Source organism: Agrobacterium sp. CCNWLW155 (genome assembly GCF_036888815.1).
In the GTDB taxonomy this organism is placed as follows: domain Bacteria; phylum Pseudomonadota; class Alphaproteobacteria; order Rhizobiales; family Rhizobiaceae; genus Agrobacterium; species Agrobacterium radiobacter.
Genome location: NZ_JBAKFW010000006.1, coordinates 55003 through 70606, shown reverse-complemented (window position 1 = coordinate 70606; position 15604 = coordinate 55003). Strand labels below are relative to the sequence as shown.

Annotated in this window: 10 protein-coding genes; 8 read left to right on the top strand and 2 right to left on the bottom strand. The window is 61.8% G+C overall.

The features are described from left to right. Nucleotides 1-48: 48 nt before the first annotated feature. Both V6S97_RS18465 and V6S97_RS18460 read left to right on the top strand, forming a co-directional pair. Nucleotides 49-2478 carry a TonB-dependent siderophore receptor gene (locus V6S97_RS18465; protein WP_112495101.1) on the top strand — a complete coding sequence of 810 codons (2430 nt, stop codon included), beginning with the start codon at nt 49-51 and terminating at the stop codon, nt 2476-2478. After that, nucleotides 2478-3701: an MFS transporter gene (locus V6S97_RS18460; protein ID WP_111791527.1), complete on the top strand. Its 1224-nt coding sequence runs from the start codon at nt 2478-2480 to the stop codon at nt 3699-3701. The genes V6S97_RS18465 and V6S97_RS18460 overlap by 1 nt, the downstream gene beginning before the upstream one ends. Before the next feature lie 51 nt (nt 3702-3752). Here V6S97_RS18460 and V6S97_RS18455 read toward each other — a convergent pair whose 3' ends face one another. Both V6S97_RS18455 and V6S97_RS18450 read right to left on the bottom strand, forming a co-directional pair. Then, nucleotides 3753-5738 (bottom strand): phosphatase PAP2 family protein, encoded by a 1986-nt coding sequence (locus tag V6S97_RS18455; RefSeq protein WP_080864489.1) that lies wholly within the window; start codon nt 5736-5738, stop codon nt 3753-3755. Nucleotides 5739-5988: 250 nt separating this feature from the next. Beyond that, a complete protein-coding gene (locus V6S97_RS18450; protein ID WP_334427598.1) occupies nt 5989-7269 on the bottom strand; it encodes an ABC transporter substrate-binding protein in 1281 nt (426 codons plus the stop codon). A 196-nt stretch (nt 7270-7465) separates the two neighbouring features. Here V6S97_RS18450 and V6S97_RS18445 point away from each other — a divergent pair, with 196 nt between their 5' ends. Genes V6S97_RS18445 through V6S97_RS18420 form a run of 6 tightly spaced genes read left to right on the top strand, consistent with a single transcriptional unit; the run spans nt 7466 to nt 15597 of the window. After that, nucleotides 7466-9988, top strand: a complete 2523-nt coding sequence (locus V6S97_RS18445; RefSeq protein WP_334427597.1) for a hypothetical protein — start codon at nt 7466-7468, stop codon at nt 9986-9988. A 13-nt stretch (nt 9989-10001) separates the two neighbouring features. Beyond that, the gene (bglB, locus tag V6S97_RS18440) at nt 10002-11096 is read left to right on the top strand and encodes a beta-galactosidase BglB (RefSeq protein ID WP_111834862.1); all 1095 of its coding nucleotides are present in this window, start codon (nt 10002-10004) and stop codon (nt 11094-11096) included. After that, nucleotides 11093-12445, top strand: coding sequence for a polygalacturonase PglB (pglB, locus tag V6S97_RS18435; protein WP_334427596.1), 1353 nt, complete (start codon nt 11093-11095; stop codon nt 12443-12445). Before bglB ends, pglB begins: the two co-directional genes overlap by 4 nt. Continuing rightward, nucleotides 12445-13548: an ABC transporter ATP-binding protein gene (locus V6S97_RS18430; RefSeq protein ID WP_334427595.1), complete on the top strand. Its 1104-nt coding sequence runs from the start codon at nt 12445-12447 to the stop codon at nt 13546-13548. Before pglB ends, V6S97_RS18430 begins: the two co-directional genes overlap by 1 nt. A gap of 1 nt (nt 13549) precedes the next feature. Next, nucleotides 13550-14545, top strand: a complete 996-nt coding sequence (locus V6S97_RS18425) for a carbohydrate ABC transporter permease (RefSeq protein ID WP_087746824.1) — start codon at nt 13550-13552, stop codon at nt 14543-14545. Between the two features lie 2 nt (nt 14546-14547). After that, on the top strand, nt 14548-15597 hold the full coding sequence (locus tag V6S97_RS18420; protein ID WP_334427594.1) for a carbohydrate ABC transporter permease: 1050 nt from the start codon (nt 14548-14550) through the stop codon (nt 15595-15597). Nucleotides 15598-15604: the final 7 nt, after the last annotated feature.

The window sequence follows — 15604 nt, the reverse complement described above, 5'->3', positions numbered from 1 at the left end:
CAGGACCCGTTTCAGCGGGCGGCATGATCACGAGTGAGAGGGAATGACATGAATTTGGGCAAGCAGGCACGTGGCTGGTTCTGGCTGACGACGACGGCGATCATAGGCGGTATCGTCGCGGCAGGTCCGGGCGCCACGACCGCCAGCGCGCAGACACCGCCAGCCGCAAGTGGCGCATCCGCGACCGTCACCGTCTCCATTCCCGCGGGGCCGCTGGAAAACGCCATCCTCAGCTTTGGCCGCCAGGCCAATCTGCGCATGGTCTACCCCTCCGCGATCACCAGAGGCCACAGCACTGCGGGCGTCAAGGGCACGCTCAGCGTATCGGCGGCCGTCAGCGGGCTTCTCTCCGGATCGGGGCTGAACTATGCGCTGGCCGGCGGCAATACGGTTCGCATTTTCGATCCCGCCGGCCAGACCGGTGAAGGCGGCGGTTCTGCCGCCGCCGGCAGCACCCTGCTTGCGCCAATCACCGTGCAGGGCACCGGCCTTGAAGGCGCCAGGGGCATCATCGAGAGCAATGGCTATGTCGGCAAATCCGGCCGCACCGCCACCAAGACCGATACGCCTGTTGCCGAAACCGCGCAGTCGATCACCACCGTCAGCCGCAAGCAGCTCGACGATCTGAAGCCGCAGAACCTCTCCGAAGCGCTGAACTACACGCCCGGCGCGCGCATCGGCCAATATGGTGCGGAGCCGCGCTTCGACGCCTTCAAGGTGCGCGGCACCGATCTCAGCACCACAGGCATTTTCCGCGACGGCCTGCGGCAGGTCAGCAGCCAGAACGGCAGCGCCCGGCTTGAGCCCTATGGCGTGGAAGCGGTCTCCATCCTGCGCGGCCCGGCCGCCTCCATCTATGGCGCAAGCAGCTCCGGCGGCATTGTCGATATCATCTCGAAGCGCCCGACGGAGGAGACATTGCGGGAGGTGGAGCTGCAATATGGCTCCTATGGCCGCGTGCAGGGCGCTTTCGATCTTTCCGGCGCTGTCGATGACGAGAAGACCATGCTTTATCGCCTGACCGGCGTGGCCCGCGACGGACGTAACGAAATCAGCGCCATCAAGGACGACCGGCTGTTCATCGCGCCGGCCTTCACCTTCCAGCCGGATGCAGGCACCAAGCTGACACTGCTCGGCGAATATATGGACAGCACCACCGGCGGCACCTGGGGTTACATCAACAACTACGGCAACGACGGCAAATCAACCGGCGCGACGCCGGTCTATGGCGGCGATTCCCGTTTTAATGACTTCGAGCAGAAACAATGGCGTATTGGCTATGAGTTCGAGCACGAAATCAACGACAATGTTACCTTCTACAGCAAGGCGCGTTACTCCGGCCTTTCGGCCGACCAGCAATGGGTCTTCGCCAATTATCCCGGCATCACCATCGAGGATAATGAAGGCGTTTCCGCCGATAATTACCTGAAGACCGAATTCGACACCGGCCCGGCGAAACATACCCTGCTGACGGGTATCGACTTCAGCCACATGTCCTACACATCGAAACAGGGCAACGGCGCCAGCCCCTTCACCGACACCTTCACCTATGTGCCTGATGTGTCGCTGATACTGAAGCAGAGGATGAACACCCTCGGCATCTATGCGCAGGATCAGGTTGAAATCGATCGCTGGCGCCTGACGGCCGGCATCCGCCACGACTGGCTGGATACCGAATATCAGTCCCAGACCGCGGGTGCGGCAGCGGCTCCCACCTATGATGGCGATGAAACAAAAACGACGGGCCGCGCCAGCCTCGGTTATGTCTTCGACAGCGGCGTGATGCCCTATGTCAGCTACGGCACCTCCTTCGTCGCCAATCCGGGCGTCATCATCACCACGGGAACGGTCATCGGCCAGGCGCAGCCGACGGTCGGCAAGCAATATGAACTCGGCGTAAAATATGCCCTGCCGCAATATAACGCTTTGCTGAGCGCCGCCTTCTTCAATCTCGATCAGGACAATGCCACGGTCTACGAAACCTCGTCCGGCATCAACCTGCTGCGGCAGCTCGACCTGCGCTCGCGCGGGGTGGAACTGGAAGCGACCGCCTCGCTCGACAATGGCTGGAGCCTTATCGGCTCCTACTCCTATAACGACGTCGAAATCACCAAGCTGACGTCGGAAACAGTTGGCAGGCAGCTCAATTCCTCGCCCTACCACACCTTCTCGCTCTGGGCCGATTATGAATTCCAGGGCGGCGCGCTGGAAGGCCTCGGCATCGGCGCGGGCCTGCGTTACGTGGGATCGAGCTTCGGCGACAACCAGCACACGCCCATTCTCGACAATGAATCCCGCACCTTCGTCGATGCCTCGCTGCGATACGATCTCGGCAAGGCCCTGCCCTCGCTGGAAGGTGTGAAGCTGCAGGTCAACGCCACCAACCTCCTCAACGAGGTCAAGCAGGTCTGCACCACGGGCTTCTGCTATTACGACGAGGGTCGCAAGATCGTCGGCAGCATCCGGTATCGTTTCTGATGCTGCAGCAGAACCCCCTCGCAGCAAGACCGTCACCCGCCGCCGTCTTCGTGGCGGTCGGCGGGCTTTATGTCGGCCAGAGCGTCATTGGCGGGCTGACCTTTCTCGGTCTGCCCGCAGTGCTCAGAACCGCTGGCCTGCCGCTGGACCAGATCGGCCTGCTTTATCTCGTCGTTCTGCCCTGGGCGCTGAAATTCCTCTGGTCGCCGCATGTGGAGCGTTACCGCCTGCCGCCGGTCGGCAGGAACCGTTCGCGGATAATCGTCGGCGCGGGCATCGCCGCCTGCGCCTGCGGCCTCGCCACCCTCGCCTTCACCGGCCCTTCGCCGGTCTCCGTCGCAATCGTCATCCTGTCGGTGATCGCGCTGGTGACCGCGACGGTCGATATAGCCTGCGATGGTTATGCGGTCGAAACACTGGCGGCCGAACATCACGGCTGGGGCAATGCCGCACAGGTGGGCGGCTCCTATCTCGGTTCGGCCATCGGCGCGGGCCTTTTTCTGGTGCTGGTGGAGCGGTCCGGCTGGACGAGCGCCACGCTTGTGATGGCCGGACTGGTCATCCTGCTTGCCCTGCCCTTCCTGTTCGGCCCGGCGGCAAAAACGGTGGTGCAGACGCGGGATCACCTGCCCTCCATCAGAAACGCGCTGAAGCGGCGCGAGGTGCGCACCGGCCTTCTGGTCGCGGCCGTTTATGTCGCCGCACAGAAATGGGGGCTCGCTATGCTCGGCCCGTTTCTGGTCGATTATGGCTTTGATCTAGCCACCATCGGCGCATTGAATGGTGTCGGCAGCATGATTATCGGTTTCGCCGGTGCGCTGCTCGGCGGCACGCTGGTCAGGCTTTACGGCGCATCGCGGGTTCTGCTCGTCGCCATCTTCGTACAGACGGCGCTGCTCTGCGTCTTCGCCTATTTCAGCGTCCATCGCGACGTTTCGCAATGGGTGGTCATGGCGGTTGCGGTAGCAAGCTCCTCGGGCATCATGTCCATCGGCTTTGTAGCGCTCTACGCCTGTTTCATGGGCTGGTCAGACCCACGGCAGGCCGGGGTCGACTTCACCCTCTTCCAGTGCATGGACGGCATCGTCAGCATGGCGGGCGGCTTGGGTGCCGGCGCGATTGCCGAAAAATTCGGCTATCAGGCCTCCTTCGCGCTTGCCGCCATCGTTTCCGTGCTCGCCGCACCCTTCATATTCCTGCTGATGCGGCGGCAGAATTCCTGAAACGAGACCCTTTCGGGCGCGGCGGCATGACCGCGCCCGCACTGTCGCGCCCTATTCGACCACCACCGATAATGCCGAACCCGTATAGACCGGCCGCACTTTTACAGTGCCCGCATCTATCGACGTAAAGGTTCCGGTCAGGCCGTTGGCGGAGATAACGTCGAGCCGCGTTCCGGCGGCCGGTGCAGCGCCATCGAAAACGAGCTTCAGCGTTGCGCCCTCAAGCACCGCATTGCCCCTGATCCGCAACGGAGCCTTTTCCGCATCAAGCATCAGCGTGCCGCCCGTCTGCATATAGTCACCGCCGATGACAACGTCTTTGCCTGCCCTGAGCGAAAGCGCGCCGCCGGTGACCAGCATATCGCCGGTTCCAAGCGCATCGGCAGACGACGCCACCAGCGTTCCCTCCCTCAAAATGGTACCGCCGCCATAGCTGTTATGACCGCTGAGCGTCAGCGCCCCGCTGCCGGATTTGACGAGACGCCCTGCCCCGGCAATATCGTTCGTCCAGCGGTCTGCCGCATTGAACCCGCCGGCGGCGGCGTCCATGGTCACCTCGACATCGCCGTCAAACGCGCCGTAGCCACCGGCGGCGGCCACCAGATTGATGCGGCCCCAGCCATTGCTGTCATCGAGCAGCGGATAACCGGCCTCGATGCCGGTGGAAAACAGCACGGCGCGCCGTTCTGCGGCATCGAGATAAGGCAGGCGAGTCTCCAGCAGCACTTCCGCGCCCTTCGGCACCACCATCGGCGCATCATCGCCCACGGCTTTGTCGCGGCTGAAGGAGAACGTCATGCGCCGGCGATAATCCGCCACGTTCTTGGCAGCATCGGCAAAGCGGTCGGCATCCGGCCCTGCGCCATGGGCGAAATCGACGAGCGACTGCCCCTGCGGCAGGCGCTTAGTGAAATAGGCCTGCAAGGCTTCATGCGCCGCCTTCTTCACCTCGGCATTTTTCGGATCCTGCAACATGGCCGCAGCCATAGCGGTTGCCGTGATGCGCCCGCCGATCACGTCGAGCGGCGAATGCATGCCGGCGACGATACGGCTCTCGCCAAGTTCGGAGGCAGCCGTCAGCAATTCGGAAAAGCGCTCCGGCGCAGCATAGGCATAAGCGATGGCGGCGAGATAGGCGGCATTGGTGTGCCCGCTCGGGAAACCGCCATCCTTGCCGCGACCGCGGGTTTCACGCACATATTTCAGTGCCGGCACGATGACACCGGGATCGCTGTCATAGTTTTCGAATGAGCGGTCGCCGATCGTTTCCTTACCCGTCTCGATCACCTCGCCCTTGGCGTTCATGCGCCAGGGACGCGGTGAGGAATAGAAATATTTGGCCGGCGATGTCGTGCCTTCCGGACCGCGGATCACCTTCATGAAAGTGACGAAATCCTTCAGCTCGCTATCCGCCGCACCCGCCTCGGTGCCCTTGTCGTCCTCCTTGCGGGTGATGACCTCGTTCGGATCGAAATCCGCAGGCGTGTGATTGATCGTCGTCGTCGCACCCGCCCCTTCGCGATACCATGCGGCAAGCGGGCCCAGGCCGTCGATGACGCTGTAGCCCTGCGAGCGGCGGTCGTTCATATAGGCTTCGAAAGCGGCGGCGCGCGTGCGGTTCTCGCCGGTCACGGACAGGACGTAGCGCATGTTTTCCTGCCAGACAGCGGGATCAACGATCTTGACATGGCTGAAATCCGCCGGGCCATCGCCATTGGCGCCGCCATCGGCCCATTTTTCATCGCCAATCGTCCAGATGCGATTAAAACCGGAGAGGATTTCAATGATCGGATTATCCCGGTCGTCGTAGGCGCGGACGTCCTCGCCCTTCTCATTCTTGCCGGTCTGGTTGCGATAATTGTCGGCAAGCGGCAGCGGATATGTCGCGGCCGGTTCCGGCACCGTGATGGCAAAACCCCGCCCCACCGGTTCGACGGCATCGAAAGCCTGCGCGCCGGGAACAAAAAACAGCAAGGCGACCGAGGCGAGCAGGGTCGAGCGTGCGGAAAAGAAAGACGACATCTTCAGTCTGGCCATGACGAATCCTATGATTTTCAGCGAGTGACGCGTGACGAAAACAGGCGGCGCGACGTTCCGCGCGCCTCATCGTCAGGTTTAAACAAAGCATATTTCAGTTTTTCGATGGCCGACGGGAACGGCTTCTTGCGGCGGTTCCCTGGCGACGATGCGCGCCTCCGCAGGGAAACGGCGGAATATGCCCGGAGTATCACTCCGGGCATATCGTCCGACGGCTTCTCCATTCCGCCAGAAGCGGATGGCCGTGCCGTTATTTCTTGACCGCGACAGCCTCGTTGATCTTGGCGACGTCATCCTCCAGAACCTTGTAGGTCTGGTCGAGCGTCAATTCACCGACGATGAGCTGGCTCATACGCTGCACGACCTGCTGATACATGGCGCTGCCGCCCTTGGCGCGTTCGAATTCACGCGCGGCCTGCGGCACATTCTTCTTGTTGTCGAGGAAGACCTTCATCGCCGCCTTGGCGTTTTCGCTCTTCAGCTTGTATTGCGGATCGACGATCTCGGCACCCGTCAGGATGACATAGTTCTCGGCAATTTCCCGCTGCACCTTTTCGGAGCCGAGGAATTCGATGAAATGGGCGACATCCTCGGGATATTTGGTGCGCTTGAAGCCGACGATTGCGGTGCCCCCGGGCATGGCGTAGCAGCCGGCATCGCCGCAGGGCGCATTGATCGCGGTCCATTCGAAACCGTCGCCGATCTTGTTCTGGAACGGATTGACCATCCAGTTGCCGGCCAGATACGTCACGACATTGCCGTTGACGAACTCGTCACCCATGTTCTTGTACTGGGAACCGCCGGCCGCACCCCACATCTCCTTGGGGAAACTGCCGTTCTGCGTCCATGAAAAGAGATCGGCAATGTATTTTTTCGCCGCATCATCAGGGAAGCTGAACTTGCCGTCCTTCACATAGGTCGAGCCGTAAGAGAAGGCGCCGCCGGAAAAGCGGTGGCCGGAACGGTCCATGGTGAAGGGGATCTGCACGCCGGTCGCCTTGGCGACGCGGGCGGACGCTTCCACGATCTCGCTGAACTTGGCGGTCGGGCCGGGCAAGGGTTCACCGGCCTGTTCAAACAGCGTCTTGTTGACGAAAGGCAGGTTCAGCGTCTGCGACGCCATATAGCCATTGATTGATTTCGGGTCGTTGACATTGGGCAGGCGAAGCTGGTCGAGGCTGGAACCATGCAGCTTCGCAAAGGCTTTCGCATCCTTCATGTACGGCCGCATATCGAGATAATAGGGTGCGAGCTGCCAGTCGGTGATCTTGGCGATGTCAGGGCCCTCGCCCACCGCCAGCTGCACCGGCAGTTGCTTGGAAACGGCGTCATAGCCCGACGATACGAAATTGATCTTCACGCCGGGATTGGCCGTCTCGAACTCCTTGCTGAGTTCTGACATGCGCTGCACGTACCCCTGGTCGTCATCGGTAAAAAGGAACGTAATCGTGCGGGTCTCGGCCTGGGCCGTCGCAAGACCGGCGACGGAGGCCATTACGAGGGCGCTGACGCCCGAAAACAATTTCATCATGCTCATCCTCCCAATGAAAACATTTTCATAAATCGAATGGAAGCTCCTCTGCTTAATTCGATTTATGATGTTTTGCGACTTGACAGAATAAACGTCAAGCTGTTTGTTTTGGCGAAATCGCACAAATCGGCGCAGAAAAGCGAAAAGCAGGTTTGTGAAAATAATTTCATTATAGATCGACGGGAGGCGATCCATTATGACGGATGGAGCATTTGCGGCGAATGCGTCGCAGCCGACATATACCGTCACGGATGGCGAGACGGTGACCGCCTGGATCGTCTCCGATCTCGTGGAGACGTCGTTTCCCGGCATCGCAGCCCCCGCCGAAGACCGCGTGAACTATCGCTTCATCAATGGTTTCGTGGATGTGGGCGACCTGCCCTGCCGCAAGGCTTTCCAGGAAACCATGATCGGCCGCGATATCGCGCCCGATACCGGGTGGCCGGTGTCACACCTCAACCTGCCAGGCTCCAACCGCCGCGTCGAATTCACCGGCTTCTGGCATGTTCCGACCCACGTACAGCGCTGGCTGAAGGGCACCTTCCGCAGCGAGACCGCAAGGAAGGCGCATTTCCGGCTGCGCACCTGCGGCGGCGTGCGCATCTGGGTCGGCGGCGTCGAACAGGTCCGTTTCGAACCCTTTATCCGCAATGTCGAAAGCAGCCGTGACATCACGCTCGATCTTGCGGTGGGCGATAACGAGGTGCTGCTGCTCTGCGAAGATCTGGCGGAGCGCGACATCATCTGGTTTTTCGAACTTGAGGTCATCGATTCGGTGCCGCTCACCGTCGTGCTGCCGGTGCCGCTCGACCGGGAGGAGACGAAGCGTCTGGCCGCACTGGTGCGCGACGTTCACCCGGCGCGGGATGTATTTTCCGGCACGCCTCTCGAACTGGTCTTCGGCGCGGCCCCGGCAAACGACCTGCCGGTGCATATTGCCGTCAAAAGCCATGGCCACGAGCGCGCCGCGCTTGCGGAAGTGGACACCGTGCTGAAGGCCGGGCAATCCGCGCTGACGATCCCCGGAACGTCGGGCATTCCGGACGGGTATCACGGTGTCAGGATCACCATGGGTTCGGGAGCGGGGACGGTCACCCGCCTCATCGACGCCGCCTTCATGCATGATATCGCGCCGGAAGCATCCAATGCCGATATCAACGAGCGCAAAAAGGCGGCCCTCTCCTTCAGCGCCCGTTTCGGCGCCTGGCGCATCGGCCGCGCGCTGGCGATGGTCGCCACCGGCAGCGATGACATCGAGACGATTGGCGGCATCGTTGATGCGACGCTGCATTCCATCGACAGGCGCGAAGACTGCTCCGATTTCGTGATGATCCCGCTGCTCTGGCTGGTGCGCGCCTATGGCGACCGGCTGCCGGCCGACATGCGGGCGCGGATCGATGCAACGATCCTCGGCTATCGTTACTGGGTGGACGAACCGGGCAATGACGTCATGTGGTTCTGGAGTGAGAACCATGTTCTTTGTTTCCACACCAGCCAGCTGCTGGCCGGCGACTATTTGCCGGATGCCCTTTTCACCGCGTCGGGCCGCTCCGGCCGGCAGCAGGCGGCGCTGGCCGCCGACCGTCTGGAGCGCTGGTTCGACAGCGTCGAGGCGCATGGCCTCGCCGAATGGAACTCCGCCGCCTACTACCCGGTGGATTTCATCGGCCTTCTTGCCATCGAACATTGGGCGGGGCCGGAACTTGCCGCCCGTGCCCGCCATCAGCTCGATCTCATTTTCGAGATGATCGCGTTGCACACACTCGGCGGCGTCCCTTCCGGTTCGCAAGGCAGAGCCTATGACAAGGAACTGCGCGCCGGGCCGCTGACGGAACTGGCGCCCTTTGCTGAGGTCGCCTTTGGCAAAGGCTGGCTCAATAATGGCGTCGCCTCGCTACCGATGTTCTGCTGCGGCGACTACCTGCCGCCGGCGCATCTTGCCGCCCTCTCCCAGCTGGAAACCGGCCGCATGGTCGAGGCGCGGTATGCGCAGGGGCTGGAGCCCGGCAAGCTTGTGCTGTTCAAGAATGAGGCCGCCCAGCTTTCCACCGTTGTCGACCACAAGACCGGCCGCAAGGGCCACCAGCAGCATGTCATGGACATCAAGCTTGCCGGCCATCCGATGGCGCGGCTCTGGGTCAATCATCCCGGTGAAGACGATCCATGGGGCACGCAGCGCCCTTCCTATTGGGCGGGAAGCGGCATCCTGCCGCGTGTGGCGCAGCATCGCGATCTGGCCATGCTGATCTTCGACACGGACGATCACCGCAACGACTGGACCCATGCCTATCTCGGCCGCGACGGGCTGGACGAGGTGCTGATGGAGGGCAACTGGCTCATCACCCGTTCGGGCCGTGGCTTTGCCGCGCTTTATGCAACAAACGGGCTTCAGCCCATCACTGCCGGCGCCACCGCCAATCGCGAGATCAGATCACCCGGCCGCCGCGCCGGCTGGGTGGGCGTCATCGGCTGCGGCGACGGGCAAGCCTTCGCCCGTTTCCGCGAGAAAATTCTCGCCACACAGGTCACCTTCAATGCCGAAAGGCGGCTGCTCTCGGTCACGCCGCCGGGCGGACCTGAGCTTACCCTGACCTGGGAAGGCGCATTCACCATCGGCGGTCAGGCCATGGCCTTCGACCACGACCAGCCCCAACCCAAAATTACCTTCGAAAGTGCCGATCCCGCCTCGGGCGGCGCGACACGACCCTTCTACTCCTAAGCGGAATTGACAGATGAACCAGCCAAGCACGGAAAAAGACACTCTCAGGACGACGATCGACAATGTCGCCGCCGCCTTCAGCCGCCTCAAGGGCATTCAGGAAGGTCTGGTCAGCGGCAGTTCCGACGGCAAGATCCAGTTCGATGAATGGGACTGGGAAGTGGGTGTGGGCCTGTACGGTTTCCTGCGCCGGGCGCTGGCCGCCAACGACCAGAAGGCATTGGACGACCTCGTGACATGGTATGGCTGGCAGATCGAGCGTGGCCTGCCGCCGCGCCAGATCAACAGTTCCGCGCCGATGCTGCCGCTTGTCATCCTGACCGAACATGTCGACCGGCCGAATTTCCGTGCGCTGGTGGAAGACTGGGCCGACTGGCTGGTGCATGAATTGCCGAAAACCGAAGATGGCGGCTTCCAGCACGTCGTCAAGGAACGGCTGAATGAAGGCGAATTATGGGACGACACGCTGTTCATGGCCTGTCTGTTCCTCGCCCGCGCCGGCGTCGTCTGCAAACGCCAGGACTGGATCGACGAAGCGGTCTATCAGTTCATGATCCATACGCGTTATCTGTCGGACCCCGTCACCGGCCTCTGGTATCACGGCTGGACCTTCAACGGCCGCCATAATTTCGCTGACGCCTTCTGGGCGCGCGGCAATTCCTGGATCACCGTCGCCATTCCCGAACTCTTCGAACTGGTGCCGACGCTTGCCGGAAAGGACAAACGTTTCCTCGCCAATGTACTGGCGAGCCAGGTGCGGTCGCTCAGGCAATACCAGCGTGAGGACGGCATGTTCCACACGCTGCTCGACGATCCCACATCGCCGGTCGAGACATCGGCGACGGCAGGCATCGCCTATGGCATTCTGCGCGGCATTGAGGCCGGCATCCTCGGCGAAGAGAACCGGCCGCATGCGGAACGCGCGCTGAAGGCGGTGCTTGGCAATATCGACGATGAGGGCGTCGTCCACGGCGTTTCCGACGGTACGCCGATGGGTCATGATCTCGACTTCTACCGCCGCATTCCCAATCTGCCCACACCCTACGGGCAGGCGCTGACGATGCTGCTTTTGATCGACGTTTTTCTGAAAAGGCCGCAGGCATCATGAGCATGAACCGCGAAATCACAGCCGCAGCCGATGGCCGCGACGCCACGGCCGTTATCCAGCTGGCAATAGACACCGTATCGGCCGCAGGCGGCGGGCGTGTATCGCTCGCAGCCGGGCGCCATGTCAGCGGCGGCCTTGTTCTTAAAAGCGGCGTGGAACTGCACCTTGCCGAAGAGGCGGTACTTGCACCCGTTTCCGATTACGAGGCCTATGCGGATACGACGGTTTCGGTCATCGCCGAGGATTCCAACCGCGGCATGATCATCGCGAGCGGCGCGCACGACATCGCCGTCACCGGTCCCGGCCGCATCGAGGCCGGCGGTGAGAACTTCATCATCGGCGACGACAAGGCCATGGGCACCTATGTTCCAGCCAAAAAACGCCCGCGCGTCATGGTGCTGGAAGCCTGCCGCAACGTGTGCCTCGAAAACCTCCACGTCAGCGCTTCACCCATGTGGACGCTGCATATGGTCGATTGCGAAGACCTCCATTTCCGCAATCTCCGCATCGAAAACGACCGCCGCCTGCCGAATACGGACGGCATCGTGCTGGATGCCTGCCGCCGCGCATTGATTGAGGACTGCTTTATCTCCACTGCCGATGACGGCATCTGCCTGAAGACCAGCGCCGGACCGGATGGCAAGGCGGTGGGGGTCTGCGCCGATATCACCGTTCGCCGTTGCACCGTTTCCAGCATGAGCTGCGCGCTGAAACTGGGCACGGAATCCTTCGGTGACTTCACCAATGTCGTGTTCGAGGATTGCAGTATCGTCCAGTCCAACCGCGGTGTCGGCCTTTTCTCCCGCGATGGCGGCGCGATGCGCAACATCCGCTTTTCACGGATTAAAGCCGAGTGCCACGAAACGCCGGGCGGCTTCTGGGGTTCGGGTGAAGCGGTCACCGTCACCGTTGTCGATCGTCGCCCCGAACGGCAGGCCGGCAGTGTGGACAATCTGGTCGTGGAAGACCTGAGCGGCTCGATGGAAGGCGCGATCAACCTCGTCGCCACCTCGAAGGCCGGCATTCACAATGTCCGGCTGGAGCGCATCACGCTTGCGCAGCAACCCGGCAAGCTCGGCACCGGCCTGCAATATGATCTGCGCCCCACCAATGCCGATATTGCGCCAAGCGCCGATGCGGCCGGCCGCGCCAATGCCTGGACGCAAGATGCTGAGGGCCGGATCGTCGGCATGGAGGATTATCCGGGCGGCATGCCCGCGATCTACCTTGAGGGCGTTCACGGATTTTCGGCGCATGATGTCGCCATTAAAAGATCGACGCCCTTGCCCGAGGGCTGGAACAGGCAGGAGATCGTCGCGACGACGGGCTCTGATGAAGGGAGCAGGTGATGGGAAGTCTGAAACTTGAAAACCTCAACAAGGCGTTCGGCGCCGTTCATGTGCTGCATGACATCGACCTTCAGATCGAAAACGGCGAATTCGTCGTTTTCGTCGGCCCTTCAGGCTGCGGAAAATCGACGCTGCTGCGCATCATCGCCGGTCTCGAAGACGTCACGTCGGGCACAATCGCCATCGGCAATCGCGATGTCAGCGCGCTTTCTCCCGCCGAGCGCAAGATCGCCATGGTCTTCCAGTCCTATGCGCTTTATCCGCATATGAGCGTGCGCAAGAACCTTGCATTCGGGCTGGAGAACCTGCGCTTCAAGCGGGCGGAAATCGAAAGCCGCATCAACGAGGCGGCGCGCATGCTGGCCATCGAACCCTATCTCGACCGCAAGCCGAAACAGCTTTCCGGCGGCCAGCGCCAGCGCGTCGCCATCGGCCGCGCCATCGTGCGCGAGCCTGATATCTTCCTGTTCGACGAACCGCTATCGAACCTCGATGCGGCGCTGCGCGTCCAGACCCGCGCCGAAATCACGAGGCTGCATCGCGATATCAAGACGACGATGATCTATGTCACCCATGATCAGGTGGAAGCCATGACCATGGCCGACAAGATCGTGGTGCTGCGCGCCGGGCGCATCGAGCAGGTGGGCAGCCCGCTCGAGCTTTTCGACAATCCGCGCAATCTCTTCGTCGCCGGTTTCCTTGGCTCGCCGCGCATGAACATGCTGAAGGGCGTCATCACCAAGGGCAGCGACGGCGGCATCGCCATCGACGCCGGCTACGACGTGTCCCTGCCCTGCCTTGTCGATCCGGCAACCGTCAGTCCGGGACAGGCGGTTCTGGCGGGCATACGCCCCTCGCATTTCACCATCGCGGATGCCGGTCTGCCCTTCGAGGTGCAGTACCACGAAAGCCTCGGCACCGAGACCTATCTCTACGGCAATATCAAGGGTGAGAAGGAGCAGATCATCGTGCATCAGGCGGGCCATTTCGCGCCCGCTTCCGGCTCGGTGCTGAAGATCATGCCGGCGCGTGAGAAGGTGCATGTCTTCGATCCCGCCACCGAACTGGCGCTGCCGCGCCTTGCGAGCGAAGGGAGAGGGTAGCATGGCCAATCCGAAGCTCGCGAGACTGTCCGACCGTGTGCTCGATGCCGTGATGGCGATTGCCGAAGTGCCGCTCAACTTCATCGAGCGGCTGATCGGCAAGAGGCGCATGCCCTATATTTTCCTGATGCCGAACCTCGTTCTCTTCGGCATTTTCACCTTCCTGCCGATTGCGATTGCCGTCGGTTACGCCTTTACCGGCGGCACCGAACTTTTGATCACCGACCGCCCCTTCGTCGGTTTCGAGAATTTCGGCAAGCTGCTGGATTGCCAGAGCTATATGGACCCCGGAAGCTGCCGGGAATCCCTGTTCTGGACGGCGATCTGGAACACTTTGTGGTTCGTCGGCTTCAACGTCATCGCCACGCTGCTGGTCGCGCTCATCACCGCGCTCATCCTCAATCGGGCGATCGCCGCGCGCGGTTTCTTCCGCGCCATGTTTTTTTACCCGGTCCTGCTGTCGCCGGTCGTCATCGGCCTCATCTGGAAATGGTTCCTCGACCGCAACGGCCTGCTCAACGCCTTTTTCCAGATGCTGGGCGTGCCGCCGGAAATCTTCCTTCTCGATGTCGGCTGGTCGCGTTTCTTCGTCGTGGTGGTCTCTGTCTGGTTCCATATGGGCTTTTATACGCTCATCCTGCTGGCGGGCCTTCAGGCCATCCCGAAGGACCTCTATGAGGCCGCCGCCATCGACGCCGCTTCGCCCCGGCGCACGCTCTTCCGCATCACGCTTCCGCTGCTTGGTCCCAACCTGCTCGTCGTGCTCATCCTGTTGATGATCCGCTCGGTGCAGATCTTTGATGAAGCCTGGGTTTTGACCAATGGCGGCGGGCCGGGCACGGCAAATACATTCGTGGTGCAATATATCTACCAGATGGCCTTCGGCAGCGATCTGAGGCTGTTCGGTCTTGCATCCGCCGCATCGGTTCTCATGGGCCTTGTGCTTCTTGCGCTGACGCTCGTGCAATTGCGCCTTGGCAAAAAGATGGAGTCCTGACCATGTCCAACGCCGTCTCTTTCCTCACGCGCACCCGCCGCCCCGGCCGGATCGGCCTCACCGATATCCTCTCCTGGGTCTGGCTCATCGGCGGCACGCTTGCCGTCCTCATCCCGGTCGTCTGGGCCGCCATGTCTTCGCTGAAACCGGAAGCCGAGATCACGCGGTTTCCGCCGAGCCTTCTGCCGCGCGCCGCCGTGCAGATGGAGGTGCAGGGTTACGACAAGCCGCTCAGCCTGTGGAAAGCCAGCATCGATGGCGTGGAACGGGAAATGGCCATGATCCGCCGCGTCGGCCTCAAAGCCCAGATGGTCGACCCGGCCAATCCCGGCCCGCCCGTCAGCGTCGACACGCGCGGAATAACGCCGGTTCAGAAACTGACCATTGCGACGGAGAACTTCACCGATCCGCTGACACAGTTCAGCTTCTTGACCTTCCTCAAGAACTCGGTCTTCGTTACCTTTGTCGCGACGGTTCTGACCTTGATCGTCAACGCCATGGCGGCCTTCGCGCTCTCGAAATACCGTTTCCGTGGCGAGAAGGCGATTTTCGTGCTGATCATCTCGACGCTGATGATCCCGCTCACCGTCGTCATGGTGCCGGCCTATCTTGTCATCGTCGGTGTCGGCCTCGTTGACAATCTCTGGGGCGTCATCATCCCCACCGTCGCAACGCCGACGGGCGTGTTCCTGCTCCGGCAATATATGCTGACCATCCCCGACGAGCTGATCGAGGCGGCGCGCGTCGATGCCGCCAGTGAATTCCGCATCTTCTGGCGCATCATCCTGCCGCTGACGGCCCCGGCGCTTGCGGTTCTCGCCATCTTTTCGGTGCTCTGGCGCTGGAACGACTTTCTCTGGCCGCTGATCGTTCTCAGCAGCCGCGAAAACTTCACGCTACAGGTGGGCCTCAATGCCTTCCAGGGCGAGTTCTCGGTGCAATGGCACTATATTCTCGCCATGACCTTCCTCAGCCTGGCGCCCGTCACCGTCGTGTTCCTGTTCCTGCAGCGCTACATCACGACGGGCATTGCCGGCACGGGAATGAAATAAACCCTGA